The organism is Aeromonas sp. R10-1, from assembly GCF_040908465.1.
Classification (GTDB): Bacteria; Pseudomonadota; Gammaproteobacteria; order Enterobacterales; family Aeromonadaceae; genus Aeromonas; species Aeromonas caviae.
Genome location: NZ_JBFODT010000032.1, coordinates 26,121 through 50,038 on the forward strand (window position 1 = coordinate 26,121; position 23,918 = coordinate 50,038).

20 protein-coding genes are annotated in these 23,918 nt (G+C 64.2%); 8 read left to right on the forward strand and 12 right to left on the reverse strand.

The window, feature by feature from the left end:
• Positions 1–93: 93 nt before the first annotated feature.
• Entirely contained in the window at positions 94–1,797 is a 1,704-nt protein-coding gene (locus AB5Y93_RS15660; protein ID WP_368229784.1) for an amidase, read from the reverse strand.
• 256 nt (positions 1,798–2,053) lie between these two features.
• On the reverse strand, positions 2,054–3,151 hold the full coding sequence (gene aguA, locus AB5Y93_RS15665) for an agmatine deiminase (RefSeq protein ID WP_368229785.1): 1,098 nt from the start codon (positions 3,149–3,151) through the stop codon (positions 2,054–2,056).
• A gap of 145 nt (positions 3,152–3,296) precedes the next feature.
• Here aguA and AB5Y93_RS15670 point away from each other — a divergent pair, with 145 nt between their 5' ends.
• Complete coding sequence (locus AB5Y93_RS15670; protein ID WP_128345618.1) at positions 3,297–4,208, forward strand: LysR family transcriptional regulator; 912 nt, start codon at positions 3,297–3,299, stop codon at positions 4,206–4,208.
• Between the two features lie 418 nt (positions 4,209–4,626).
• Positions 4,627–4,962, forward strand: a complete 336-nt coding sequence (locus AB5Y93_RS15675; RefSeq protein WP_368229786.1) for an endonuclease domain-containing protein — start codon at positions 4,627–4,629, stop codon at positions 4,960–4,962.
• Positions 4,963–5,301: 339 nt separating this feature from the next.
• On the opposite strand, the gene AB5Y93_RS15680 is transcribed toward AB5Y93_RS15675, so the two are convergent.
• Positions 5,302–5,868, reverse strand: a complete 567-nt coding sequence (locus tag AB5Y93_RS15680; protein WP_368229787.1) for a TetR/AcrR family transcriptional regulator — start codon at positions 5,866–5,868, stop codon at positions 5,302–5,304.
• Positions 5,869–6,035: 167 nt separating this feature from the next.
• Here AB5Y93_RS15680 and AB5Y93_RS15685 point away from each other — a divergent pair, with 167 nt between their 5' ends.
• Complete coding sequence (locus AB5Y93_RS15685) at positions 6,036–7,073, forward strand: alkene reductase (RefSeq protein ID WP_041211048.1); 1,038 nt, start codon at positions 6,036–6,038, stop codon at positions 7,071–7,073.
• 192 nt (positions 7,074–7,265) lie between these two features.
• Complete coding sequence (locus AB5Y93_RS15690; protein ID WP_042864394.1) at positions 7,266–8,177, forward strand: MarR family transcriptional regulator; 912 nt, start codon at positions 7,266–7,268, stop codon at positions 8,175–8,177.
• 56 nt (positions 8,178–8,233) lie between these two features.
• On the opposite strand, the gene AB5Y93_RS15695 is transcribed toward AB5Y93_RS15690, so the two are convergent.
• The 4 genes from AB5Y93_RS15695 to AB5Y93_RS15710 all read right to left on the reverse strand — a co-directional run bounded on the left by AB5Y93_RS15695 (position 8,234) and on the right by AB5Y93_RS15710 (position 13,485).
• Positions 8,234–9,178: a bile acid:sodium symporter family protein gene (locus tag AB5Y93_RS15695; RefSeq protein WP_041214550.1), complete on the reverse strand. Its 945-nt coding sequence runs from the start codon at positions 9,176–9,178 to the stop codon at positions 8,234–8,236.
• A gap of 103 nt (positions 9,179–9,281) precedes the next feature.
• Positions 9,282–9,620, reverse strand: coding sequence for a nuclear transport factor 2 family protein (locus tag AB5Y93_RS15700; RefSeq protein ID WP_039039412.1), 339 nt, complete (start codon positions 9,618–9,620; stop codon positions 9,282–9,284).
• 168 nt (positions 9,621–9,788) lie between these two features.
• A complete protein-coding gene (prfC, locus tag AB5Y93_RS15705) occupies positions 9,789–11,378 on the reverse strand; it encodes a peptide chain release factor 3 (protein ID WP_103255304.1) in 1,590 nt (529 codons plus the stop codon).
• Positions 11,379–11,622: 244 nt separating this feature from the next.
• Positions 11,623–13,485: a diguanylate cyclase gene (locus tag AB5Y93_RS15710; RefSeq protein ID WP_368229788.1), complete on the reverse strand. Its 1,863-nt coding sequence runs from the start codon at positions 13,483–13,485 to the stop codon at positions 11,623–11,625.
• A 195-nt stretch (positions 13,486–13,680) separates the two neighbouring features.
• Between AB5Y93_RS15710 and AB5Y93_RS15715 the strand changes: the two genes are divergently transcribed.
• The gene (locus AB5Y93_RS15715) at positions 13,681–14,685 is read left to right on the forward strand and encodes a diguanylate cyclase (RefSeq protein ID WP_368229789.1); all 1,005 of its coding nucleotides are present in this window, start codon (positions 13,681–13,683) and stop codon (positions 14,683–14,685) included.
• Between the two features lie 12 nt (positions 14,686–14,697).
• On the opposite strand, the gene viaA is transcribed toward AB5Y93_RS15715, so the two are convergent.
• Together viaA and AB5Y93_RS15725 are read right to left on the reverse strand one after the other, a co-directional pair.
• Positions 14,698–16,152 carry an ATPase RavA stimulator ViaA gene (viaA, locus tag AB5Y93_RS15720; protein ID WP_368229790.1) on the reverse strand — a complete coding sequence of 485 codons (1,455 nt, stop codon included), beginning with the start codon at positions 16,150–16,152 and terminating at the stop codon, positions 14,698–14,700.
• A gap of 95 nt (positions 16,153–16,247) precedes the next feature.
• On the reverse strand, positions 16,248–17,861 hold the full coding sequence (locus tag AB5Y93_RS15725; RefSeq protein ID WP_102983761.1) for an ATPase RavA domain-containing protein: 1,614 nt from the start codon (positions 17,859–17,861) through the stop codon (positions 16,248–16,250).
• 216 nt (positions 17,862–18,077) lie between these two features.
• On the opposite strand from AB5Y93_RS15725, the gene AB5Y93_RS15730 reads away from it, so the two are divergent.
• Both AB5Y93_RS15730 and rimI read left to right on the forward strand, forming a co-directional pair.
• On the forward strand, positions 18,078–18,515 hold the full coding sequence (locus AB5Y93_RS15730) for a DNA polymerase III subunit psi (protein ID WP_049635924.1): 438 nt from the start codon (positions 18,078–18,080) through the stop codon (positions 18,513–18,515).
• Between the two features lie 74 nt (positions 18,516–18,589).
• Entirely contained in the window at positions 18,590–19,039 is a 450-nt protein-coding gene (gene rimI / locus AB5Y93_RS15735; protein WP_103255305.1) for a ribosomal protein S18-alanine N-acetyltransferase, read from the forward strand.
• A 72-nt stretch (positions 19,040–19,111) separates the two neighbouring features.
• Here rimI and AB5Y93_RS15740 read toward each other — a convergent pair whose 3' ends face one another.
• A complete protein-coding gene (locus AB5Y93_RS15740) occupies positions 19,112–19,654 on the reverse strand; it encodes a hypothetical protein (protein ID WP_042016521.1) in 543 nt (180 codons plus the stop codon).
• 181 nt (positions 19,655–19,835) lie between these two features.
• On the opposite strand from AB5Y93_RS15740, the gene AB5Y93_RS15745 reads away from it, so the two are divergent.
• Positions 19,836–21,626, forward strand: coding sequence for a long-chain fatty acid--CoA ligase (locus AB5Y93_RS15745; RefSeq protein ID WP_103244259.1), 1,791 nt, complete (start codon positions 19,836–19,838; stop codon positions 21,624–21,626).
• Between the two features lie 60 nt (positions 21,627–21,686).
• Here AB5Y93_RS15745 and AB5Y93_RS15750 read toward each other — a convergent pair whose 3' ends face one another.
• Together AB5Y93_RS15750 and AB5Y93_RS15755 are read right to left on the reverse strand one after the other, a co-directional pair.
• On the reverse strand, positions 21,687–22,901 hold the full coding sequence (locus AB5Y93_RS15750) for an aldose 1-epimerase family protein (protein ID WP_368229791.1): 1,215 nt from the start codon (positions 22,899–22,901) through the stop codon (positions 21,687–21,689).
• 227 nt (positions 22,902–23,128) lie between these two features.
• Positions 23,129–23,821, reverse strand: a complete 693-nt coding sequence (locus AB5Y93_RS15755; protein ID WP_043155387.1) for an aspartate/glutamate racemase family protein — start codon at positions 23,819–23,821, stop codon at positions 23,129–23,131.
• Between the last annotated feature and the right edge of the window lie 97 nt (positions 23,822–23,918).

Here is a 23,918-nt window from a genome sequence, read left to right on the forward strand (position 1 = left end):
TCATATTAAAGCAAATAAAACCCACCCGCATAACGGATGGGTTTGCTTTTCTTATTGCCGGTAAATCCCAAGAAATTTAACTCACAACACCAATCACCCCAACGGCGGGGTACGCGGCGGCACCCTGCGCTTGCTGCCAGTGGACTCGAAGGCCGAGGCAAAGCGCAGCAGGTTATTGTCGTCATAGGCGCGACCGGCGAAGGTCAGCCCCACCGGCATACCGATATCGGCCATGACGCCCATGGGGACGGTGACGGTCGGCACACCGAGATGGCGAATGGCGAGGTTGCCGTTGGCAACCCAGATGCCGTTGCTCCAGGCGATGTCGGCGGAGGCCGGGTTCACATCCGCATCAGCCGGGGCGACGTCGGCGACGGTGGGGAACAGCACGGCATCGAGCTTGAGCCCATCCATCCAGTCCTCCAAGTCCAGCTTGCGGGTCTGCTCCAGACCGCGCAGGCCGTCCGGCACCGAGGCAATCTCGTCGAAACGCTTGAGGCCGCGCTTGGCCATCTTGACGTACTCGTCCATGCCCGCCGCCAGATCGCCCTCGCGGTTCGGCAAGGTGCCCGGATCGTGGGGGAAGATCTTCGGCCCATCTACATCGGCAAGCTTGTTGAGTTTGGGATCGCCATTGGCGCACAGGAAGTCGTCGAACGCCCAGCCGGAGAGCTCCCACAGCTCGTCATTGAGAAACTCCGGGCTCACGATGCCGCGATTGAACACGGTCGGCGCGCCCGGTCTGTCCCCTTCGCAGTTGGAGACCAGCGGGAAGTCCACTTCGATGACTTCGGCACCTGCCGCTTCCAGCGCCTTGCGCGCCTCTTCCCAGAGGGCAATCACGGCCTCGCGGGTATGGATGCGCTGACCGGTCGGGCCGCCGATGCCGGGATTGTCGCTGGTGCCCGCCAGTTCATCCTTGTTGATAAACATGCGCGGCACGCCGAGGCGCTTGCCCTTGAGGGCATCGGCCTTGGCAGCCAGTTCCAGATAGGAAGCCGGACGCACTTCGGAGGCCTTGGGCAGTTGCACCCAGGGCTGCATGCGCCAGAGATCGCCACGAGTCTCGGCATCGTCGGCGACGACCACATCCAGCACTTCCAGCAGATCGGCCATGGTGCGGGCATAGGGCACCACCACATCCATGGTCGGAGTCAGCGGCCAGTTGCCGCGCACCGAAATCACGCCACGGGACGGGGTGTAGGCGCACAGACCGTTGTTGGAGGCAGGGCCACGGCCGCTCGACCAGGTCTCTTCCGCCAGACCAAAGGCAGCGAAACTGGCGGCGGTGGCAGTACCGGCCCCGTTGGAGGAGCCGGAGGCAAAGGGCGCGGTCAAGTAGTCGGCGTTGTAGGGGCTCTCGGCGCGGCCATAGACGCCGCGCTGCATGCCGCCATTGGCCATGGGGGGCATATTGGTCTTGCCAAGGCAGATGGCACCGGCGGCGCGCAGGCGCTCAACGGTAAAGGCATCGCGCTGGGCCACCAGATCCTTGAAGGCCGGGCTGCCGGAGGCGGCGGTCAGCCCCTTGACCAGATAGCTGTCCTTGGCGGTGTAGGGGATGCCGTCGAGCGGCCCCAGGGTTTCCCCACGGGCGCGGCGGGCATCGGAAGCCTCGGCCTCTTTCAGGGCATCGGGGTTGGGCACCACGACGGCATTGAGGCGGGTTTGTGTCTCGGGGCCGTCATAGGCGGCGATCCGGGCCTGATAGGCCTCGACCAGTTCGACCGCGGTGGTGCGGCCTGCTTCGAGCGCACCGCGCAGCTCTGCAATGGAAACCTCGGTCACTTCGATCATGGGGATCTCCTGTAAAAGGGTGACTGTTTGTCATGATGATCGCCGCATCGGCGCCTGCGACCATCACATTATCAAGAGATAAAACCCCACGGCGTGGGGTTTTGAATACTAACTAGAACCGGTTTACGACCCGTCGCGAGAGGCCGTCAGCAAGGTGAAGAGCAGCGCAGGAACCGGAGCGTATAAACATACGTGAGGCTTCCGAGCAGCACATGAGCCTTGATCACGGCCTCGCAGCAGGATCGTCATCCGGTTCTTATTTGCCGGAAGGGATCTGCTGGGTAATGCAGTGGATATTGCCACCGCCCAGCAGGATCTCGCGGGCCGGTACGCCGACGACCTTATGCTCCGGGAAGATCTCTTCCAGAATGCGCTGGGCTTCGCCGTCGGTGGCGGCATCCAGCAGCGGATAGACGATGCGATCGTTGGTGATAAGGAAGTTCACGTAGGAACCGGCCAGACGGCCTTCTGCCTCGCGCGGCACACCGCTGCCGCTCTCGACGCCAGCAGACTCCTCTTCAGTGCAGAAGAGCGGGCCCGGCTGGGGCAGCTTCCACACTTTCAGCTTGCGCCCCTTGGCATCGACCGCCGCTTCCAGCACCTGGAGGGCAGCCACGGAGCGGGCGTACTGGGGATCGTTCTCGTCATCGGTCCAGTGCAGGGCCACTTCACCCGGGCGCACGAAGCAGCACATGTTGTCGATGTGGCCGTCGGTTTCATCCATGTAGACCCCTTCGTCCAGCCAGATAAAGCTGGTGACGCCCAGATAGTCGCGCAGGTGAGCTTCGATCTGCTCTTTGGTCAGGTGCGGGTTGCGGTTTTCGTTGAGCAGGCACTCGGCGGTGGTCAGGCAGGTGCCTTCGCCATCCACATGGATGGAGCCCCCTTCCAGAATGAGCGGCGCGTCGTAACGATCCATGTCGTGCTGTTCCAGCATCCGGGCAGCGACCTCTTCATCCTGGTTCCACGGGTAGTAGAGACCCCCCTTGTGGCCGCCCCAGGCGTTGAAGCCCCAGTCCACCCCACGGCACTCGCCAGCGGCGTTGGTGACGATGGTGGGGCCAGTGTCGCGGGCCCAGCAGTCATCGCTGGCCATCTCCACCAGGGTAACGTGGGCGGGCATGATGCCACGGGCCTGCTCCATAAACTGGGCCGGCACCCCCATAAAGACCGGCGTCGCGCCACCGATGGCATCCGCCACCTTGGCGAAGGTGGCCTGGGCGAAGCGACCGGCTTCCCGCCAGTTGTCCGGGCGGAACGGCCAGATCATCCAGACGGCTTGCTGGTGAGCCCACTCGGCGGGCATGGTGAAGCCGTCGGCGGCCGGCGTGGAATTCATGGTCTTGATGCTCATCGCAAGGCTCCTTGCATGGATTGAGGCCCCCGATTTGCCTGGGAACCCTGAAAAAATAAGAGTGGGTCGCAGTGTAAGAAGTTGCGCGCCCATCCATCAAATGAATAGGATTAATTGTCCCATAAACACGGCGAATAATCCCCCCATGAAACTGCACCAGCTCGACCTCAATCTGCTGCTCGCCTTTGACGCCCTGATGACGCAAGGGAGCGTGACCCGCGCCGCCGAATCGCTCTTTATCAGCCAGCCCGCCATGAGCCACTCCCTCGGCCGGTTACGGGCCTTTCTCGGCGACCCGCTGCTGGTGCGCACGCCCCAGGGGATGTTGCCGACTCCCCGGGCCCAGCGCCTGCATCTGGGGGTGCAGCAGGCGCTGCGGCTGCTGGAGCAGCAACTCTGGGAGGAGGACGAGTTCGCGCCGCGTCAGTCGAAGCGCCGCTTCGTGCTCTGCACCACGGATTACGTGGAGTGCGTGCTGATCCCGCCCCTTATCCAGCGCCTCAGGAAGCTGGCCCCCGGCGTCACCATCGAAATCCGCATCCTGCGCGATACCCTGCCCGAAGCCGAGCTGGCGAGCGGCGAGATAGATCTCGTGCTTGGGTTTGACGAGTACATGCAGGTACCGGGGTATCTGGGCAAGGAGACCTGGCTCACCGAACCCCTGGCCGGGCTGGTACGCGCCACCCTGGAGCTGGAGGAGGAGCGCATCACCCTCGACCAGTTAATCGAGATGCCCCATGTGTTCCACTCGCCGCTCGGCACCTCGGAGGCGAGCCTCGACCGCTATTTGCAGAGCCTGGGCCACAGCCGCACCATCTCGGTCAACAGCCAGAGCTATATGTCCGCCGCCGCCATCGTGAGCCAGAGCGATCACCTGCTGGTGCTGCCCAGCATGGTGGCCGAGCTGCTCGCCAGCCACTGGCCGCTGAAAAGCCTGCCCCTGCCCGACGACGTGCCGGACTATCACCTCAACTGCGTCTGGCACCCGGTCCACGCCCAGCAACCGGCGTTGATCTGGTTGAAGGCATTGATGAAGGATCTGGTCAGCCCCGCGTAAACCCGCAGCGTCTGGCATACCAAAGCAGCATGCGCAGCAGCCGGCCCAGGTGTGGCTCAAGCATCTGATGAAAGAGCTGGTGACTCCTGAATAACCCGACGGCGTGTGACTCCCCCCCTCATCCCCAACCCTTCTCCCGCAAGGGGAGAAGGGAGCGGATCTGCGCCACTGGCAGCATCGCAAACAACCTGTCTGCTAGGGCGGAATACATCCCACCAGCACATCGACCTATCGATTCATCAGTTCAATGTCACACCACACCACGATGGCCCCGAGATGACCAACAAGATGACAACTGTCACTCGATCTGTCCCCTCTCCCTCTGGGAGAGGGTCAGGGTGAGGGGACGCCACCCACTCAGTCACCAGACCGGGGAATGGCTATATCTAATAGGGTCAAACAGCTCTGGATAGGCACCATGAGAACCCATGCATTTGCCAGGCGCATGAGGCGAGAAGCCACCCTTGCCGAACAGAAACTGTGGCTGCAATTGCGCGACCGCCGTCTGGCCGGGGTGAAATTCCGTCGCCAGATGCCCATCGGGCCCTACATTGTCGATTTCATCTCGCTTGAGCAGAGGCTGATCATCGAGGTCGATGGATCGCAGCACAACGAACCGGCAGGGCGGCAATATGATGGAGCAAGAACGGCCTACCTCAATCAGCAAGGCTTTCGGGTGATCAGGGTGTGGAATAACGATGTGTTGAGTCGGATGGAGGCCGTACTGGCCCATATTTGGCTCTCATTGCGCTGAGCAGAGCCCTCCCCTTCATCCCCAGCCCTTCTCCCATTCTTTTGTAGATGAGCGGGAGAAGGGAGCAAACAACCCGGCGGCGTGTGGCATCCCCAGCAACAACCATGGCTCCCGCAAGGGGAGAAGGGAGCAAACAACCCAGCGGCGTGTGGCATCCCCAGCAACAACCATGGCTCCCGCAAGGGGAGAAGGGAACAAACAACCCAGCGGCGTGTGGCCTCCCCCAGAAACAGCCATGGCTCCCGCAAGGGGAGAAGGGAGCAAACAACCCGGCGGCGTGTGGCATCCCAGCAACAACAAAGGCTCCCGCGGGAGCCTTTGTTGTTTCCATCCTCGCCATCACGCCCGCAGGGCGCTCATCATCCGGGCGACGACACCGGCCAGCAGAGGGCGGTCGGGGTGGCACTGGGCGAAGGTGACCAGTCCCTGGATATGGACCTGCAAGAAGGCGGTCAGGGTGGGGATGTCCCCCTCTTTTGCCAGCTCTCCCTTCGCCTTTGCCAGGGCCAGCTGCCCGGCCAGATCCTGTTCCAGCTCGCCGTAGATGGCCTTGAAGCGAAGGTGCAGCTCCTCGTCCTGCTCCGCCAGCTCCATCAGGGTGCGGGTCAGCAGGCAGGAGCCCTGCAGGGCATCGTCCACCACCTGCTCGAGGAGGGCGTGCAGCCCCGCCAGCGGGCTGGGCTGTGCCAGGCAGCGACGGCGCAGGGCTCCCTTCTCTGCCACATAGTGATCGACCGCCGCCAGCAGCAGGCCGCGTTTGTTGCCAAAGGCGGCATAGAGGCTGCCCGGGTGCAGGCCGGTTGCGGCCACCAGCTCCTGCATGGTGGTCTTGGCATAGCCTTTGGCGCGAAAGGCTTCCATGGCGTTTCGCAAGACGGCATCCCGATCGTATTCGGCGCTGCGCATGGGGTCTCCGGTGGCAAGGTCCCGCAGGACGGAAAAAACAGGGCGGCAAGTTTACCCCAGCCCCCCCCGTCAATCCATGTTGAATGCTTGCTCAAAAAATACTTGCACACAAACCAAAAAACGTCTTGAATGCCCGTTCAAGAATCACTCCCTCAGGACAGACGATCATGAATACCCTGTTTCAGCCCTATCGCCTCAACGACACCCTCACCCTCGCGAACCGTTTCATGATGGCCCCCCTCACCCGCTGCATGGCGGGCCCGGGTCTGGTGCCCACCGAACAGATGGCCGCCTACTACGGCCGCCGCGCCGACATCGGCCTCATCATCTCCGAAGCCACCATCATCCGTCCGGACGGGCAGGGCTACCCCAATACCCCGGGGCTCTACAGCGCCGAACAGATCGCCGGCTGGAAGAAAGTGACCAGCGCCGTGCATGCCAACGGCGGCAAGATCTTCGCCCAGCTGTGGCACGTGGGCCGTCTCTCCCACCCCTTCTTCCACCACGCCGAAGTGCTGGCCCCCTCCGCCGTCGCCCATGAGGGCACGGTGCCGCGCATGCGCGAGCTGGTCTATCAGGTGCCGCGCGCCCTGACCGAGCGCGAAATCGCCCAGCTGGTCGAGGATTACGCCCAGGCTGCCGCCAACGCCATCGAGGCGGGCTTTGACGGGGTGGAGATCCACGGTGCCAACGGCTACCTCATCGATCAGTTCCTGCACCACGCCAGCAACCTGCGCACCGACAACTACGGCGGCAGCCCCGAGAACATGAGCCGCTTCGCCCTCGAGGTAGTGGATGCCATCGCCGCCCGCATTGGCGGGGATCGCACCGGCCTTCGTCTCTCCCCCGGCGCCTATGTGCACCTGGAGGGGGATGCCCGGGATCGCGCCGTGTTCGACCACCTGCTGGCCGAGCTGAACCAGCGCACTCTGGCCTATCTGCACCTGGGCATCTTCGATGACAGCCTCACCTTCGACTACCTGGACGGCCGCGCCTCCGACTACCTGCGTGCCCGCTACGACGGCCACCTGGTAGGGGTGGGCAACTACAGCGCAGAGACCGCGCTCGAGGCCATCGAGGCGGACCGCTTCGACCTCGTCGCCATCGGTCGCCCCCTCATCGCCAACCCGGACTACCTCGCCAAGGTGAAGCAGGGAGAGGCGCTGACCCCCTATGCCGACACCATGCTGGCGGAACTGGTCTAACCCTCGCCGGCGCCTTGCCTGACCAAGGATGGGATCCGCGCCCCCGCGCGGGTTTCCAATGTTTGGGCCCCCTCCCGGGCCCTTTTTTCTGCCTGTCTTTCGCCCTTTTTCACGCAAATGGTTGTCATCAACAACCAAATGATGCTATTGGTTGCGTACAACAACCAAATACCATCACTAGGAGACAACCCCATGGACCCCCGCCCCCTGCGCGCCCTGTCGAGGGAACTGGTACGCGAACTCGGCATGCTCTCCCAGCAGTGCGGCTCGCTGGCACTGAGCCCCCTGGAGGCCCACCTGCTCATCGAGCTGGAGAACGGTCCCGCCACCAACCAGCAGCTTGCCGAGCGCCTTCGCATCGACAAGTCCAACGCCAGCCGCCCCCTGGCCCGCCTCGCCGAGCGGGAGCTGATCGCCTGGCAACCCCACCCCTCGGACGGGCGCAGCAAGGAGGCGAGCCTCACCGAGCCGGGCAAGGCACAGCTTGAGGAGCTGCACCGGCAGATGGACGAGACCATGGCGGGGGCCCTGGCCCAGCTCTCCCCCGCCGAGTGCGAGCAGATCTGGGAGGGCATGCGGCTCTATCGCAGCGCCCTCTCCCGCGCCCGCCGCCAGCAGGGCTTCGTCATCCGCCCCATCACCCCGGCCGACAATCCCCGGATCGCCGCCGTGGTGCGCGCCGTCTCCGCCGAATACGGCCTCACTGCCGACAAGGGGTACGGGGTGGCGGATCCCAACCTCGATTTTCTCCACGAGACCTATCAGGGGGAGCGCAGCCGCTACTGGGTGATTGAGGGACCGGACGGCGCCATTCTCGGCGGGGGCGGCATAGCGCCGCTGGCGGGGGCAGCGGATGTGTGCGAGCTGCAGAAGATGTACTTCCTGCCCGCCCTGCGAGGGCTGGGGCTGGGACGGCGGCTGGTGTTGCAGGCGCTGGCCGAGGCTCGCGCCCTGGGTTACCAGCGCTGCTATCTGGAGACCACCGCCGTGCTGCGGGAAGCCACCGCCCTCTATGAATCCCTGGGCTTCGAACACCTGCCGGGGCCCCTTGGCTGCACGGGCCACGACGCCTGCGAGATCTGCATGGTACTGGCGCTCGACTAGCTCAAACAACAACTAGGGGCCCATGGCCCCTAGTTGTTTCATCTGTCGCCCCCTGATCAGCCAGCGCTCTGCTCCAGGGTCCCAGCAGGCCGGGAAAGCGGCCGCTTGGCCCAGACCCCGGCCAGCAGCGAGCCGGACAGGTTGTGCCAGACCGAGAAGAGGGTACCAGCCATGGCCGAGGCAGGGGTGAAGAACTTCATGGCCAGCGCCGTGGCGAGGCCAGAATTCTGCAACCCCACTTCGAAAGCCACGGTGCGGCAGATCCGCTCCTCAAAGCCCAGCCAGCGACTGACCCAGTAGCCCGCCGCAATGCCGATGCCGTTGTGCAGGATCACCGCCAGCGCCACGATGGGGCCGATGCTGGCGAACTGCCCTGCGTTGAGGGCGACCACGATGGCGATGATCATGACGATGGCGGCCATGGAGACGAGCGGCAGCACGGGCTCGATACGTGCCGTCAGGGAGTGGAGGAAGACATTGGCAACCACCCCGAACACCACGGGGATCAGCACTATCTTCACCAGGCTCAGCAGCATGTCCAGCACCGGCACGTCGACGCTCTTGCCAGCCAGCAACTGCACCAGCAGGGGGGTGACGAGCACCCCGAGCAGGGTGGAGAGAGCTGTCATGGTGATGGAGAGAGCGACATCGCCCTTGGCCAGATAGCACATCACGTTGGAAGAGGTGCCACCGGCGACGCTGCCCACCAGCACCATGCCCACGGTCAGCTCGGCATCAAAACCCAGCAACAGGCTGACCAGCAGGGCGGCCAGCGGCATCACGCTGAACTGCAATACCAGCCCGAGGCCGATGGCCTTCTTGTTGCGCACCACGTCGAGGAAGTTCTGGGGTTTGAGGGTCAGCCCCATGGCCAGCATGATGATGGTCAGCAGCGGCACTATCTGGCCCTTGAGGCCGACGAAGGGCTCGGGCTGCCAGTAGGCCAGCAGGGAAAACAGCAGGGCCCAAAGCGGGAAGAGGTGGGTGATGCGTCCAAGCATGATGTACTCCTTGTTATTGTCCAGACGCGGGCTGACCGGAGGATGCCCGCAGGGAACTTTCTCTTATACCAGCTTTGTCGCCGGCAGGCCCGTGTAGCGGCGCTCAGGAAGGGAAATAGAACCAGGCGGTCTGGATAAGACCCTCCTTCACCTCGAACACCGCCACGCTCTCGATGGGCTCGGGGGAGAGACCGTGGATCAGCTCGTGATCGAACACCTTGTTGCCCAAGACGGTGCGTGACAGCAGCTCGGCCTTGAGCAGCGGGTTGTTGAATCTGTGCTGTGCATAGAAGGCCCGCAGCGCCCCCTTGCCGACTGTGCTCGGCGTCTCAGTCGGCATGCGATAGCCTTTGAAATCCGGGGCAAAGCAGGCCACGAAGGCGTCGAGATCGTGGGCATTGTAGGCGGCAAACTGCGCCTCTACGGGTTGGGTGACGGACATGCCTCTCTCCATGAGCGAAATTAAAATCACTTATCCTGGATTTTTATTCAGACATCAAGCCCCGAATGGGGATCTACGCCCCTTCCAATGAAACGCCCCATAACAAAAAACCCCGCCGAAGCGGGGTCTCTCTGGTCATCCGCCACCCGCTGTGCGCGGGCGGGGTGATCAGTGTTCGCGGGTCTGGCGGAAGTGAACGTCCGGGTGACGCTCCTGGGCCAGGCGCAGGTTGACCATGGTCGGCGCGATGTAGGTGAGGTTGTCACCCCCATCGAGGGCCAGGTTGACCTCGTTCTTGCGCTTGAACTCTTCGAACTTCTTGACGTCGGTCCCTTCCACCCAGCGGGCGGTGGCGACGTTGACCGCCTCGTAGATGGCCTCGACGTTGTACTCGCTCTTCAGACGAGAAACCACCACGTCGAACTGCAGCACACCGACCGCACCGACGATGAGATCGTTGCTGATGAGCGGACGGAACACCTGCACCGCCCCCTCTTCGGAGAGCTGCACCAGCCCCTTGAGCAGCTGCTTCTGCTTGAGGGGGTCACGCAGGCGGATGCGGCGGAACAGTTCCGGCGCGAAGTTCGGGATGCCGGTGAACTTGAGATCTTCACCCTGGGTGAAGGTGTCGCCGATCTGGATGGTGCCGTGGTTGTGCAGACCGATGATGTCGCCGGCACAGGCCTCGACCGCCTGTTCACGGTCACCGGCCATGAAGGTGACGGCGTCGGAGATGTTCACGTCCTTGCCGATGCGCACGTGACGCATCTTCATGCCCTTGGAGTAAGTGCCTGACACGATACGCATAAAGGCGATACGGTCGCGGTGTTTCGGGTCCATGTTCGCCTGGATCTTGAACACGAAGCCGGAGAACTTCTCCTCGGTGGCCACCACTTCGCGGCTCTCGGCCTTGCGCGGCATGGGGGCTGGCGCCCAGTCGGTCAGGCCGTCCAGCATGTGGTCGACACCGAAGTTGCCGAGGGCGGTCCCGAAGAAGACCGGGGTCATCTCGCCGGCGATGAAGGCGTCGTGATCGAACTCGGGAGAGGCGCCCTGCACCAGCTCCAGCTCGCCACGCAGCTGGGCAGCCAGATCTTCACCGATGGCGGCGTCCAGCTCGGGGTTGTTCAACCCCTTGACCACCCGCTTCTCCTGGATGGTGTGGCCCTGACCGCTCTGATACAGGTAGGTCTCGTCCTTGTAGAGGTGGTAGACCCCCTTGAAGGATTTGCCACAGCCGATGGGCCAGGTGATGGGGGCGCACATGATGTTGAGCTCGCGCTCCACCTCGTCCATGACCTCCATCGGATCGCGCACTTCGCGGTCCAGCTTGTTCATGAAGGTGAGGATGGGGGTGTCACGCAGACGGGTCACTTCCATCAGCTTGCGGGTCCGGTCTTCAACACCCTTGGCGGCGTCGATGACCATCAGGCAGCAGTCGACCGCCGTGAGAGTACGGTAGGTATCTTCGGAGAAGTCCTCGTGACCCGGGGTGTCGAGCAGGTTGACCAGGCAGTCGGCGTAGGGGAACTGCATTACGGAAGTGGTGATGGAGATACCGCGCTGCTTCTCCATCTCCATCCAGTCGGATTTGGCGTGCTGGCCCGAGCCACGGCCCTTGACGGTACCGGCGCGCTGAATGGCCTGTCCGAACAGCAGGACCTTTTCGGTGATGGTGGTTTTACCCGCATCCGGGTGCGAGATGATCGCAAAAGTGCGTCTCTTGGAGACTTCACTCAGAAATTCAGCTGACATAATTCGACGTTCTTCTATTGAGCGGCGGCCTGGAGCCACCGTGGGAAAAATGCGGGACAGCACCTTGGAATCAGGGCGCCCATGCAGACAACGACACCACGCGGGCGGGTCAGTGACCGCCGGTGGAGACAGGAGAAGCGCGTTGCATTACATGGGTCTGGCCCCGGATCAAAGCAAAATTGCGCGGCATTATACCCGCGCGAGTGAAAAATACCCAGCCCGCTATCACGGGGGCCTGGGGTCGGCCTCACCGGGCCGTCATCACCCGGTTGCGCCCCGCCAGCTTGGCCTGGTACATGGCCTCGTCGGCCCGGCGCACCAGCTCGCCCAGGTTGTCATCCTCGGGTTTGTACTGGGCGCAGCCGATGCTGATGCGGATGGGGTGATCCGCAGGCACCCCCTCAATCTCGAGACGGGCGACGGCCTGGCGGATCCGCTCCGCCACCTCGACGGCCTCGTTCAGGAGGGTATCCGGCAGCAGCACCAGAAACTCCTCGCCGCCGTTGCGCCCCACCCTGTCGAGGCTGCGCAACTGCTCCTCGATGCACTGGGCCACGGCGGTGAGCACCCTGTCACCCACGTGGTGGCCCAGCTGGTCGTTCACCTTCTTGAAGTGATCCACATCCAGCAGCAGCACGCACAGGGGTTTGCCCTCCTCCCGCGCCTGGGTGAACCATTTGCGCCCCTTGGCCTGGATCTGGCGCCGGTTGTGGATGCCGGTCAGTTCGTCCGTCATGGCGAGGCGCTGCATCTTGCGGGTGCGCCCGCGCTGGTGCACCACCAGGGTACCCATCACCACCAGCAGCAGGGCCACCACCAGGTATTGCCAGTAGCGCCTCTCCTGCAACTGCTTGAGTTTCTCCGCCTGCAACTGCTGCTGGGACCTGAGGGTCTGGTTTTCCAGCTCCTTGCGGGCGAGATCGAACTCGAAACGCATCTGCAAGGAGCGCTGTTCCCGCAATCTCAGCTCGAGGGCCTGGCGGGTCTCGACATAGGTCTTGAGGCTGGTGAGGGCCGACTGGATATGCCCCTGACGCTCCAGCACCCGGGCCCGTGTCTCATGCACCCGGGCGAGGAAGCGCAGGTTCTGCTCCCGGGTAAAGATGGGCTCGGCCTCGTCCAGGTGCCGCAGCGCCTCGCCGGGTCGGTTCAGGGCCTCGAGGACCTCGGCCATGACGAGGTGCCAGTGGCCCAGGGTGACGCTGTCCGCCCCCTCCCCCTGATGAAGGGAGGCTGCCGCCTGATCGAGCTTGGTCATGGCCTGGTCCGGCTTGCCCTGTTTCTGCAGGATGGTGGCCAGCTCGATCCGGCTCCAGGCCAGGACCCCTTCCTGGTTTGACCCCAGATAGTAACGCTCCGCTTCGGCCATCAGGGGCAGCGCCTTGTCGTACTCTTCGGTGTCGATGTAGAGGAGCCCCTGCTGGCTGTGAATGTCCACCAGGTACTCCTCGACCCCGAGCTGCCGGTAGTCGTGCTCCAGCTCCTTGAAATAGCTCTCGGCCCGCTCATAGAGCCCCATCCTGCGATAGGCATTGGCAATATTGGCGAGCACCTCGCGCCCCTTGGCCTCCAGCCCGAGCGCCTCGTAGCGCTGGTGGGCATCGATGAGCTCCATCAGCCCCTCCGCCAGCTCCCCCTGGTAGGAGTACATCTCCCCCCGCAGGCTCAGGATGTCGGCACGCTGGCGCTCATCCCCGAGTCGGCGAGCCAGGGTCAGGGCGGCGTCGTAATCCTCCCCGGCCCCGGCCATGTTGCCGAGCAGTTGTCGGTGATAGCCGCGACAGGCGAGCAACCCCACCTCGGTGACCCTGTCCTTGCGGGCACGGGCCTGCGCCAGCCCCTGCTCGGCAAACGCCACCGCGCGGCGAAACTCCTCGTCCCGTTCACTCGGCTGGGCCCAGCACTGCAGCCGGGCAAGGCGGCCCTGCACCTCGGGCGGATAGTGTGCCTGTTCGGCAGTCAGGGCGGCGACGCGCTCGCGAAACACCTGCACCGGCATCGTCGACTCTTCCAGTCGCTGCAACGCCAGTTGCAACTCGTACCCAGCCAGTGGCGTCGCCTGGGCCAGGGCAACCCCCAGCAACAGACCACCTCCCATCAGGATCTTCATGCGGACATTTTCTCCTCTTCACTGGCCGGACGCCGCGCTCACCGCTGTCATCATATCCCCACAGACTCTGGGCGCACAGCCGCCAGAGGGTGAGAAAACGCCTCATATCGAACGAGAGCCTCCCCTATCCCCTTCTTTACAGAAGGAGAGAGTGCATCGACTATATATGCTTTCGAACAGGGGAAGGGATGAGGAATGACCTACGAGGAGCTGAGGGAGGCTTACGACAGGTTGTTGCTGGAGAACGAGCGTCTCAAACGCATCGCGGATGACGCGCGGGAGAAGCTGGACGCCGCCATGGACGGCACCGGCCTGTGCATCTGGCAGAACCATGTGCCCACCGGCAAACTCATCATCTTCAACCGGCGCTGGGGCTCCATGCTCGGTTACCAGCCCAAGGAGCTGTCGGCCCACTTCGACGTCTGGCGCGCCCACCTGCACCCGGAGGACAGGGAGCAGGTGCTGCAGGCCTTCTTCGATCATCTGGAGGGCAAGAGCCCGTTTTATCAGGCGATGCACCGCATGATCGCCAAGGATGGCAAGACCACCTGGGTGCTGGACCGGGGCCGGGTGGTGGAGCGGGATGATCAGGGCAACCCCGTCCGGGTGATGGGCACCCACATCGACATCACCCACGAGAAGGAGTACGAGCAGCAGCTCGCCCAGCTTGCCCACCGGGATCCCCTCACCGGCCTGTTCAACCGCACCGCGCTGCACCGCCACTTTCCCGGGGAGTACCAGGCCATCTGCTTCATCGATCTCGATGACTTCAAGCTGGTGAACGACAACCTGGGCCACCGGGCAGGTGACGAACTGCTGGTCTCCCTTGCCCAGCGCCTTCGCCACTGCTGCGGCGAGAAGGTACGGCTGGGGCGCATCGGCGGGGACGAGTTCGTGCTGCTGCTGCCCTGGGCGTGCGACGATCCCCGCACCAGCCACCTCGCCCGCCAGTGCATCGATGCCATCGCCACCCCCTTCGAGCTGCCCAACGGGGACGCCTCGGTGGGACTGAGCATGGGAATTGCGGCCATCCGGCCCCAGGACGATTTCGGCGCGGCACTGGCCCGGGCGGATCAGGCCATGTACAGGGTCAAGCGCAGCGGCAAGCGGGGTTTTTATATTGCCCAGCCAAGCGGTCAGCCGCTGCTGGATCAGGAGCAGGTCAACGAACGGGGCCTCTACCACAGGCCCACTCTCTGAGCCTGAGTGCCCTCAATGGCGCTGCCAGCGCCGCAGCAGGCGTCCACGCAGGCCGCAATCGAGCAGCCAGCTGTTGTCGAACACCCGCAAAATAGCCGCCTTGGCGTGACGGGACATGGCGACCGCATGGAAGCGTGTCTGCTGCGCCCGTCGCCGGTTCATCCGCTCGAGCAGGGCGTGGGGCAGGTTCTGGGCGATGAAGTCGGAGATCACCAGCACGTCGGCCTTGGCAAAGGCGGGTTGTTCGAGCTGGGTCAGGGCCTGCTCCAGGCAGGGCACCAGATCGGTCCCCCCGTGAAAACTCATGGAGAGAAAGCGCTCCGCCTTCTCAAGCCCGGTGTCGGCGGTGATCTCCAGGGTCGCCACCTCGGTGGAGAAGAGCATCAGATAGCAGCCCCGCTTCTCCTCCATCGCCCCCTTGAGCAGGGCGAGAAACAGCGCCTTGGCACACTCCTCCGGATAGCCCCCCATGGAACCTGACGTATCGACGCAGACGATGAAAGGGCCCCGCGGCTGCACCTCCTGCCCTCCCTGCTCGGGGGAGCGCAGCATCAGACGCTGGTGCGGCAGGGTGCCCCGCGACTGGTAGCTCAGCAGGCGCCGCTCCAGATAACGGCGATAGAACTCCAGCTCCAGCTCCGGCAGCGCCAGCATCACCGCCTCGCTCGGCAGGAGGCGCATCAGATCGCTGGCCGGGTGCACCCCCACCAGATCGTCGGGCACATCGTCACTTTGCACCTCTTCCAGCTCGTGCACAGGCACCGGCGGCAGCGTCCTGTCCTCGCTGCGCCGCTCCCGCTCGCTGCGTCCAAGCAGGGCGGCGATCTCCGCGAGCAGAGGCTCCTGCTGCAACATGCGGGCGTACTGCTTCACCAGCGCCAGGCTGCGCTTGTGCCAGCTCCCCTGGGCCAGATCCCAGAGCCCACCGGCGGAGATCTGGTGCGGATCCAGGGCATCGGCCAGGGTCCGGTTGGCCAGCAGTTGATCCTCTATCTCCTGGCGCTGCTTCTCCCGCTCCGCCTCCGCTATCTGCTGCTGCAACTGCAACAGGCTGCCCACCAGGCTGGCGCGCCACTTCTCGATGAAGAGCTGGCGCAGTCCCTCGGTGGGCTGGGCCACTATCTGGCGCACCAGGCTTCGGGCATCCCCCGCGAAGGGGCTGTGCTGCTCCAGGGCTTCCAGCAGGGCGGGCAGGCGCCCCACCAGCTCCGGCAGGGGCAGTTGCCGGTGGGCCTGATAGAGCAGGTATTCCCGCTCGAGGGCCACCGGCACCGGCTTGTGGCGCATCTCCTCCCCAAGCTGTTCGCTCCAGGTCTGGATTCGCTTTCTGAGCAGCTTCCCCTGCAGGGGCGAGCGCTTGAGGAACTCGGAGATCTTGGGGGTGGAGGCAAGCAGCAGCGCCATCTCCCCCGCCAGCTCCCCCTCCCCCATGAGCAGCCCCAGGTCCATCATGCCGATCTCTAGCATGGGCCACCCCGGATGTTGAGATGTGATGGAGTATCATGCTGACGAAACATGTTTTTCATCCTTTTTATTTCACCAATCCCACGTCAGGCGCGACGTCACCCCTGTGCATCGAGAAGAGGCAGACGATCCCGCCACTGCTGCAGCTCGGCCCCCAGCCGCTCCAGGTCCCGGCTCAGCACGAAGAAGCTGTCCTCCACCTGACGCAACCAGTGGTCCCCCACGAACAGATGGGGCTGGTGACGGTCGAACAGGTTGCGCTGACCCTTGAGATTTTGCAGCACCCGGTTCACCTGGCCCGTCAGGTCGTCCAGGGCCGACAGCCAGGGGGCCATCACCACCTCGGGGATGGGGGTACGCTCCACCAGCATCAGGGGCACGGGCTGGCGCTGGATATCCAGCACATGCAGCCGCAACTGCTCGTCCAGCACCAGCTCGTAGTGCCCCTCCTTGGGGTTGCCGAGGGGCCAGCCCACCAGCGCCTCCCCGGTGGGGTGCCAGTGAGAGAGCAGAGTGCGATCGAAGGTGAGGGTGCCGGTGAGGCGCTCGGGATCGCTGCCATCCAGGGGCGCCGGGGTGAGCAGCTGGAAGTGCACCAGCTTGCCGAACGGCCTGGCGTTGGCCAGCGGCAGTTCGGTGCCGCGGGCGCGGCGGCCGAACCACTGCTTGCGCTTGACCGCCTTGCAGCCGATGCGCAAGGCGACCGCCCCCTGCAACTGCTTGAACTGCTCGCGCAGGGAGAGCAGCTCCCGGGTCAGCGCCAGTTGCTGGTAGCCGTAGAGGCGGGAAAACTCGCCGATCATCTCCAGCAGCGCGGTGCGGGAAGCCTCGTCGTGCCAGAGGCAATCCTTGAACAGCAGCAGATCCAGGGGAGCCACCTCGTCGCGGCCATTGAAGAAGGCGCTCGCCTTGATGAGCCGCACCGCCTTCTTCCAGCGCCGATCCGAGACATAGCAGCCGTGCCCGAGCTGGCTGTCGAGCTGCTGGCGCAGCTGGTAGATGAGTTCGAAACAGGCGTCCGGCAGGCGTACCTGCTCGATGGCATCCTGCCAGGCGTCGTACTCTTCCCCCCGAATCTGCACCGCCGGGGTCAGGTTCTGATGGGATTGGCCATCGCTCGCCAGCATGGCCTGGAAGTTGGATTTCTCCTGCACCCTGTCCATCCAGACCCGCACCAGCATGCGGTCGTAGAGCGCCTCCAGCCCGCTGTCCGGGGCAGGCAGCTCGTTCGAGGCGGTGACCAGCAGCCGCATGGGAATGGGGTGCTGGCTGTCGCCGTTGCGAAACTGCCGCTCGTTGATGGCGGTGAGCAGGGTGTTGAGGATGGCGGGGCCCGCCTTCCAGATCTCGTCGAGGAAGACCACCTCGGCCTCCGGCAGGTAGCCGCTGGTCAACCGCAGGTACTTGCCATCCTCCTTGAGCGCCTGGATGGAGAGGGGGCCGAACACCTCCTCCGGCGTACTGAAACGGGTCATCAGGTATTCGAAATGGCGGGCATCCTGAAACGCCAGCTTGAGGCGCCGCGCGATCAGGCTCTTGGCGATGCCCGGGGGGCCCAGCAGAAAGACGCTCTCGCCACTCAGGGCCGCCAGCAGGCCGAGCCGCAGGGCATCCTGGCGCTCATACAGTCCCTCACCAAGGGCGGAAAGGAGCCGTGGCAGGCGCTCATGAATGGGGGTGGCACGAACAGTATTCTGGGCTAAAGGCGGCATAGGCACAGTTCCGAAGCTGATAGGTCATCCGTGGTGACGGGGTCCGGCCTCTGGCCCCGCCCCACTCTCATTGTCTGTCATCTCTGCCCCCGGGGAGGCGCTCGTTTACCATCGCCACAGGGCGAAAAGCGCACGTCCGGGGTGCAGCAAATCCCGCGAGAGTGTACTCTGCGCATCATTATTTACCCCAACGCAGATCAAGAGTGAGCCTTCGCCATGCAAGATCCCCTGCTGGACCCGCTGCGCCAGCGCATCCTGGCCCGCATGGGCATCCCCCTCTGGCAACAAAGAGGCCGACTCCTGGCGGGAGGCACCAGCCCCGACGGCGCCGCGCAGCCGGCAAACACGCCCGCCGACGAGGTGCTGGCCCCGCAGGAGACCGCCCCTCTGCCGACCGGCAAGCTCTGGCTGCTGGCAGAGACGCTGCCCGCGCCCTCCCTGCTCGGGGACATCTGCCGCTGGCTCGGCCTTGGCACCGACGAGGTCTCCCTGCTGTCCGAGATGCCTTCCCTGCCCGCGGGGGCCACTTCGCCCCTGCTCTGGCTGACGGCGCCGGACCCTCGCTGGCCCGATGCACTGGTCTGCCCGCTCAAGCCCGATGGGGCGCACAAGCGCGCCCTCTGGCAGCAGTGCCGGCAGCGCCACACCCCTTGATGCTCACGACCATGGCACGGCCATGGTGTCCATCGCAAGCCTGAATCCCGTCCGGAGTGACCATGTCTGACCTCTTGCCCCACTTTCGCCCCCTACTCGAATCGGACTTCGAAGCCATCTACCCCATCGAGCAGGCCGCCCACCAGGAGCCCTGGAGCCAGGCCAACCTGCTCTCCTGCTTCGGGCCGCGCTATCTCAACGGCCTGATGCTGGTGGACGGACGACCGGCCGGTTTCTACATCTCGGATCTGGTGGCGGGAGACAGCTCCCTGATGAATCTCTGCGTGCACCCCGATTTTCAGGGCAAGGGGCTGGGGCGGGCGCTGCTCAGGGAGTACCTGGCCCGCAGCAAGGCCGGCAAGGCCGAGGCCTGGTTCCTGGAGGTCAGGGCCGGCAACCGCACCGCCATCAACCTCTACGAGAGCGAGGGGTTTGCCGAATATTGCCGCCGCGCCGACTACTACGGCACCGGGCAGGAGAGGGAGGATGCCGTGCTGATGTCCCGTCTGTTCGACTTCGGCTGACAACCCGCAGCAGACCGCCGTCAGCGGACGCCCCCCTCTGACCTCCCAGACTCCCCCTCTTCGCTTCCCCCCTCAGGGCAGGGGCGCATTGTCGATGGAGGGGTCTTCCAGGCTCAGGGTCACCCTCAGCACGGCCTCGAAGGCGGCTCCCGAGAGGGGCATGAAGAAGCCGCGACCATAGGTGACGCCGGGCATCCAGATCTGTTCGATATCCACCGCGATCTTGATGGGGCGAAGCGGCTCACCCGGTCGCTGGACATAGATGCCAGGGGCCGTCGCAACCTGGGGGAAGCGGCGCAGAATGTGCTCGCTGCCATCCCCCGCATCCGGGTTGAGTCGCACCTTCACCAGCCCCGCCAGGGCGGATTGCATCTCGGGGGCACGCCACAGCCTGGTATTCAGCGCCTTGCAGCGTCGGCACTTGGCGCGCTCGATCACGTAGAGCAAGGGGTATCCTTCCCTCAGCGCCAGCCGCTGCGCCTGCTCATAGCCCTCGGCGCCGCTCAGCCAGGGATTATCCTGCTCCCCCGCGCCCCCCAGTAGATACCAGAGGGCGCCTGCCCCCGCCAACAGCAGCAACACGCCGGTGAACAGGCTCTTGATCCCGATATTCATGGTGCAACTCCCTGAATGAATCCGATCCCTGCTCCCTATCATGCCTCACTCTCATCTGGTTGACGACTTTGTGATCCAGGACAAATGGCGCACACTTGTAAGCTGTAATGTTAGAGTTTAAACTCCAGCCCCGATTTTGGTGCCCCTGCGGGCGCACAACTGTTACTTGAGGATGCGTGAGATGTCGCAGTTTCATCTGGTTAGAGTGATGCGTGAGCGTATTGCCCGCCTTGGCAACAAGGCCGCCCTGCGCGTCCAGCAGGATGGCCAGTGGCGCGCCATCGGCTGGCGAACCCTGGGTCAGGCCATGGATTATTGCGCCCAGGGACTGATCCGGGCGGGCCACCAGTCCGGCGAGATGGTCGGCATCTATGCCCGCAACATGCCCGAGTGGACCCAGGCCGACCTCGGCATCCTGGCCGCCCGCGGCGTCAGCGTGCCCATCTACCCCACCAGCACCCTCGATCAGCTGCGCTACATCGTCAAGGATGCCGGCATCAGGATGCTGTTCGTGGGGGAGCAGCCCCAGTTCGATCAGGCGCTGCACCTCATCGACAGCGGCGAGATAAGCCACATCGTCGCCCTGGACGGCACCGTCGATCTGCGCGGCTGCGCCTCGGCCAGCCACTTCCAGACCTTCCTCGTCTCCGGCAACCACCAACCCAGCGAGCAGGTGCTGCGCGAGCGCGAGCGCCACTACCGCATGGACGACCTGCTGACCCTCATCTACACCTCGGGCACCACGGGCGAACCCAAGGGGGTCATGCTCGATTTCGCCAACATGGCCGCCTGCTTCGAGATGCATGACGCTCGCCTCGACCTCAGCGAGCAGGATGTCTCCCTCTGCATGCTGCCGCTGAGTCATGTGTTCGAGCGCGCCTGGAGCTACTACGTGCTCTATTGCGGCGCCGAGAACGTCTACATTCGCGACCCGCAGAAGGTGATGGATGTCATCGGCGAGGTGAAGCCCACCGTGATGTGCGCCGTGCCCCGCCTCTACGAGAAGGCCTACGCCATGATCCAGGCCAAGGTCGCCCAGGCGCCGCGCCTGCGCCGCGCCCTGTTCGGCTGGGCCACCCGGGTGGGCAAGCAGATGGTCGCCACCCGTCAGGCGGGCAAGTCCGCCTCTCCCCTGCTCTATGGCCAGCTCTGGCTTGCCGAGCGCCTGGTGTTTCGCAAGCTGCGCGCCCGTTTCGGCGGCCGCACCCGCTTCCTGCCGGTGGCGGGCGCCCGTCTCGCGGACGAGGTGAATCTCTTCTTCCAGGCCATGGGGCTCAACCTCAAGTACGGCTACGGCATGACCGAGACCACCGCCACCGTCTGCTGCTATGAAGACACCCAGTTCAGGCTGGGCTCCATCGGCACGGCGCTAAACGGCATCGAGGTGAAACTCGGCGAGAACAATGAACTGCTGGTGCGCGCCCCCACCGTGATGCGTGGCTACTACAACAAGCCGGAGGCTACCGCCGAGGTGATGACCGAGGATGGCTTCCTGCGCACCGGCGATGCAGGCGAGCTGGATGACGAGGGCAACATCTACTTCACCGAGCGCTTGAAGGAGCTGATGAAGACCTCCAACGGCAAGTACGTGGCGCCGCAACTGGTGGAGGGGACCCTCGGCAAGGATCGTTTCATCGAGCAGATTGCCATCGTCGCCGATGCCCGCCACTTCGTGTCGGCGCTCATCGTGCCCTGCTTCGAGTCCCTGGAGGAGTACGCCCGCTCCATCAACCTGCAGTACCAGTGCAAGACCGAGCTGCTGCGCCACTCCCGAGTGATGGAGTTCTTCGAGGCCCGCATTCAGGATCTGCAAAAGGAGCTGGCCAAGTTCGAGCAGGTGAAGAAGTTCACCCTGCTGCCGAGCGCCTTCTCCATGGAGCTCGGGGAGATCACCCCCACCATGAAGCTGCGCCGCAAGATCATCGAGGCCAAGTACCAGCGCGAGATAGAAGCCATGTACAGCCACGTCTGATCGACGGGCCTGATATGAAAAAGCCGCTCATGGAGCGGCTTTTTGCTGGGCGTCTCTCCCTTATGGCAGCTTGACCAGGGGGTGCTCGCGCAGCTCGGTGCCCCGACCGCCCTGGATCTTCTCCACCTGGGCCAGGGCCTGCTTCACCTCGTCGGCATTTTGCAGCAGGCGATAGGTCAGATCGAAGGTCTTGGTCTCCCCCGGCTGGATCTTGGGGACCAGCCCGAGCGGGCGCTGGTACTTGGTGCTGTAGGCATAGCTGGTACCGGGTTCGATGCCGGTCACATAGCCCTGGGCCCGGGTGTCGGTGTTCTTCCACAGGGTCAGCACCGGCAGCTGTCTGGTGTTGTAGCCCACCGCCACTCCGGCGTTGCCGGCCCGGTTGTTCAGCACTGCCAGGGTATTGCCGTCGGCGTCGCTGTAGGGCACCAGGTTGAACACCATCTCGTCGAAGCCCTTGGTGGGCCCCAGATAGGTTTGCCAGCCCTTGAGTCCGGCCTTGGCGTAGTCATTGAACGGGGAGATCTGCTTCACCGGCGTGCTCACCCTGGCTCCCTCCTCCAGAATGGGGGCCCCGAAGTTGCCGTGATAGATGATCTGGTACTCGTTCTCGTAGTCCGCGTGGTTGGTCAGCTTGTCCTGCAGGGCAAACTCCGCCTGACCGGGCACCACGCTCAGCTGGGTCCAGGTGACCAGTTCGCTCATCTTGAAGGTGCGCTCGTCCACCCGGCCCAGCACGTGGATGGCATAGGGCGGCTCTTCGTCCACGGTCACGCTGACCACGGAGGCAGGAATGTTCTGCACCCGGCCATGCAGGCTCTTGAGGCGGCCGTCGTCATCCATCCCGGGATGACCCGTCCACTCGTAGCCGCAGCGCACCAGCATCTCGTTGAAGCCGTCGAGCCAGCCGAGGCCGCCACGGCTCTCGAGATCGATGAAGGCGGGATTGACCACCTCCTTGACCGGTGAATCCCAGCCGAGGCGCAGATCCGCCGCCTTGACCTCCTTGATCCCCATGCCGCGGGTCGGCACCAGGGTGATTTTCATGACGCCGTTGTCGACGATGAGCAGATCCACCCCTTCCTGGCGGCCGCCGTGCAGGCGTTTCTTCTCGATGGTGAAGGGAACCGGGCTCTTGATACCGAGCTTCTCGCTGGTGATCTTCCAGTCACCCACATCCAGCCCTTGCTGGGAGTCGGTCAGCAGAAATTCGGCGGCGTGACCCGCGGTGGCGCCCAGGGCGAGCAGCACGGCAATGGAGAGTTTCTTCAACATGGATTTATCCTCGTGTCTCTTGTTTTTGTGAAAGCTGAATCGTTTCAGTGATCGAAAACTAGGCGTCTGATGCCCCGGACTCAAGAGACAAAAAGAGGAAATGTGAGCCGATTGACAATAAAAACGGCTTCAGCCCTGCTGAAATGAAGGCTGACTCACAGTTATGAAAGGAGGAAAAAACAGGCGGGGCGCCGAGAGGGGCGCCCCCTCACCCCGCCCGCACCACATCAGGCAAGGGCCAGCGTCACCGCGGCTTCGGCGTGGATGGCGGTGGTGTCATAGAGAGGCACGGCGGCCTGGCACGCCCCCACCAGCAGGGCGATCTCGGTGCAACCCAGGATCACCGCCTGGGCACCGGTCTGTGCCAGATCGGCGATGATGGCCAGATACTCGGCCTGAGACGACTCGCGAATATCGCCGAGGCAGAGCTCGTCATAGATGATGCGGTGCACCCGCTCCCGTGCAGCGTCATCAGGCACCAGCACCTCCAGCCCGAAGCGCTCCTGGAGCCGCCCCTTGTAGAAATCCTGCTCCATGGTGAAGCGGGTGCCGAGCAAGCCCACCCGGGTCACCCCGTCGGCCTGGAGGCGATGGGCCGTGGCATCGGCGATGTGGAGCAGGGGAATGTCGATGGCGGCCTCGATCTCCGGCGCCACCTTGTGCATGGTGTTGGTTCCGATCAGCAGGAAATCGGCGCCACCGGCCTGGATGGCCCTGGCCTCGGCCGCCAGCAGACGGGCGGTGGCGGGCCAGTCACCGGCGTGCTGCAACCGCTCTATCCCGGCAAAATCCACGCTGCTCAGCAGCACCCGCGCCGAGTGCAGACCGCCGAGCCGCTCGCGTACCCCCCGGTTGAGGGCCTGGTAATAGCTGACGGTGGACTCCCAGCTCATGCCACCCAGCAGACCGATACATTTCATGGGATCTCCTTATGTAACCCGATGATGCAAACCAATGCCGCAATCCCTCAGGGGGCGCGTTTGATTGCACCGCCCCGGCAATAAAAAAGGCCCCGAA

Bases quoted from the DNA above. Each gene is read 5' to 3' on its own strand.
- AB5Y93_RS15660 (WP_368229784.1), bottom strand. From the start codon at position 1,797: ATGATCGAAGTGACCGAGGTTTCCATTGCAGAGCTGCGCGGTGCGCTC.
- AB5Y93_RS15745 (WP_103244259.1), top strand. From the start codon at position 19,836: ATGTCGCAGTTTCATCTGGTTAGAGTGATGCGTGAGCGTATTGCCCGC.
- AB5Y93_RS15700 (WP_039039412.1), bottom strand. From the start codon at position 9,620: ATGTCCGTCACCCAACCCGTAGAGGCGCAGTTTGCCGCCTACAATGCC.
- AB5Y93_RS15680 (WP_368229787.1), bottom strand. From the start codon at position 5,868: ATGCGCAGCGCCGAATACGATCGGGATGCCGTCTTGCGAAACGCCATG.
- AB5Y93_RS15675 (WP_368229786.1), top strand. From the start codon at position 4,627: ATGAGAACCCATGCATTTGCCAGGCGCATGAGGCGAGAAGCCACCCTT.
- AB5Y93_RS15715 (WP_368229789.1), top strand. From the start codon at position 13,681: ATGACCTACGAGGAGCTGAGGGAGGCTTACGACAGGTTGTTGCTGGAG.
- AB5Y93_RS15750 (WP_368229791.1), bottom strand. From the start codon at position 22,901: ATGTTGAAGAAACTCTCCATTGCCGTGCTGCTCGCCCTGGGCGCCACC.
- AB5Y93_RS15710 (WP_368229788.1), bottom strand. From the start codon at position 13,485: ATGAAGATCCTGATGGGAGGTGGTCTGTTGCTGGGGGTTGCCCTGGCC.
- AB5Y93_RS15755 (WP_043155387.1), bottom strand. From the start codon at position 23,821: ATGAAATGTATCGGTCTGCTGGGTGGCATGAGCTGGGAGTCCACCGTC.
- aguA (WP_368229785.1), bottom strand. From the start codon at position 3,151: ATGAGCATCAAGACCATGAATTCCACGCCGGCCGCCGACGGCTTCACC.
- AB5Y93_RS15690 (WP_042864394.1), top strand. From the start codon at position 7,266: ATGGACCCCCGCCCCCTGCGCGCCCTGTCGAGGGAACTGGTACGCGAA.
- AB5Y93_RS15695 (WP_041214550.1), bottom strand. From the start codon at position 9,178: ATGCTTGGACGCATCACCCACCTCTTCCCGCTTTGGGCCCTGCTGTTT.
- AB5Y93_RS15725 (WP_102983761.1), bottom strand. From the start codon at position 17,861: ATGCCGCCTTTAGCCCAGAATACTGTTCGTGCCACCCCCATTCATGAG.
- AB5Y93_RS15685 (WP_041211048.1), top strand. From the start codon at position 6,036: ATGAATACCCTGTTTCAGCCCTATCGCCTCAACGACACCCTCACCCTC.
- AB5Y93_RS15740 (WP_042016521.1), bottom strand. From the start codon at position 19,654: ATGAATATCGGGATCAAGAGCCTGTTCACCGGCGTGTTGCTGCTGTTG.
- AB5Y93_RS15670 (WP_128345618.1), top strand. From the start codon at position 3,297: ATGAAACTGCACCAGCTCGACCTCAATCTGCTGCTCGCCTTTGACGCC.
- AB5Y93_RS15730 (WP_049635924.1), top strand. From the start codon at position 18,078: ATGCAAGATCCCCTGCTGGACCCGCTGCGCCAGCGCATCCTGGCCCGC.
- viaA (WP_368229790.1), bottom strand. From the start codon at position 16,152: ATGCTAGAGATCGGCATGATGGACCTGGGGCTGCTCATGGGGGAGGGG.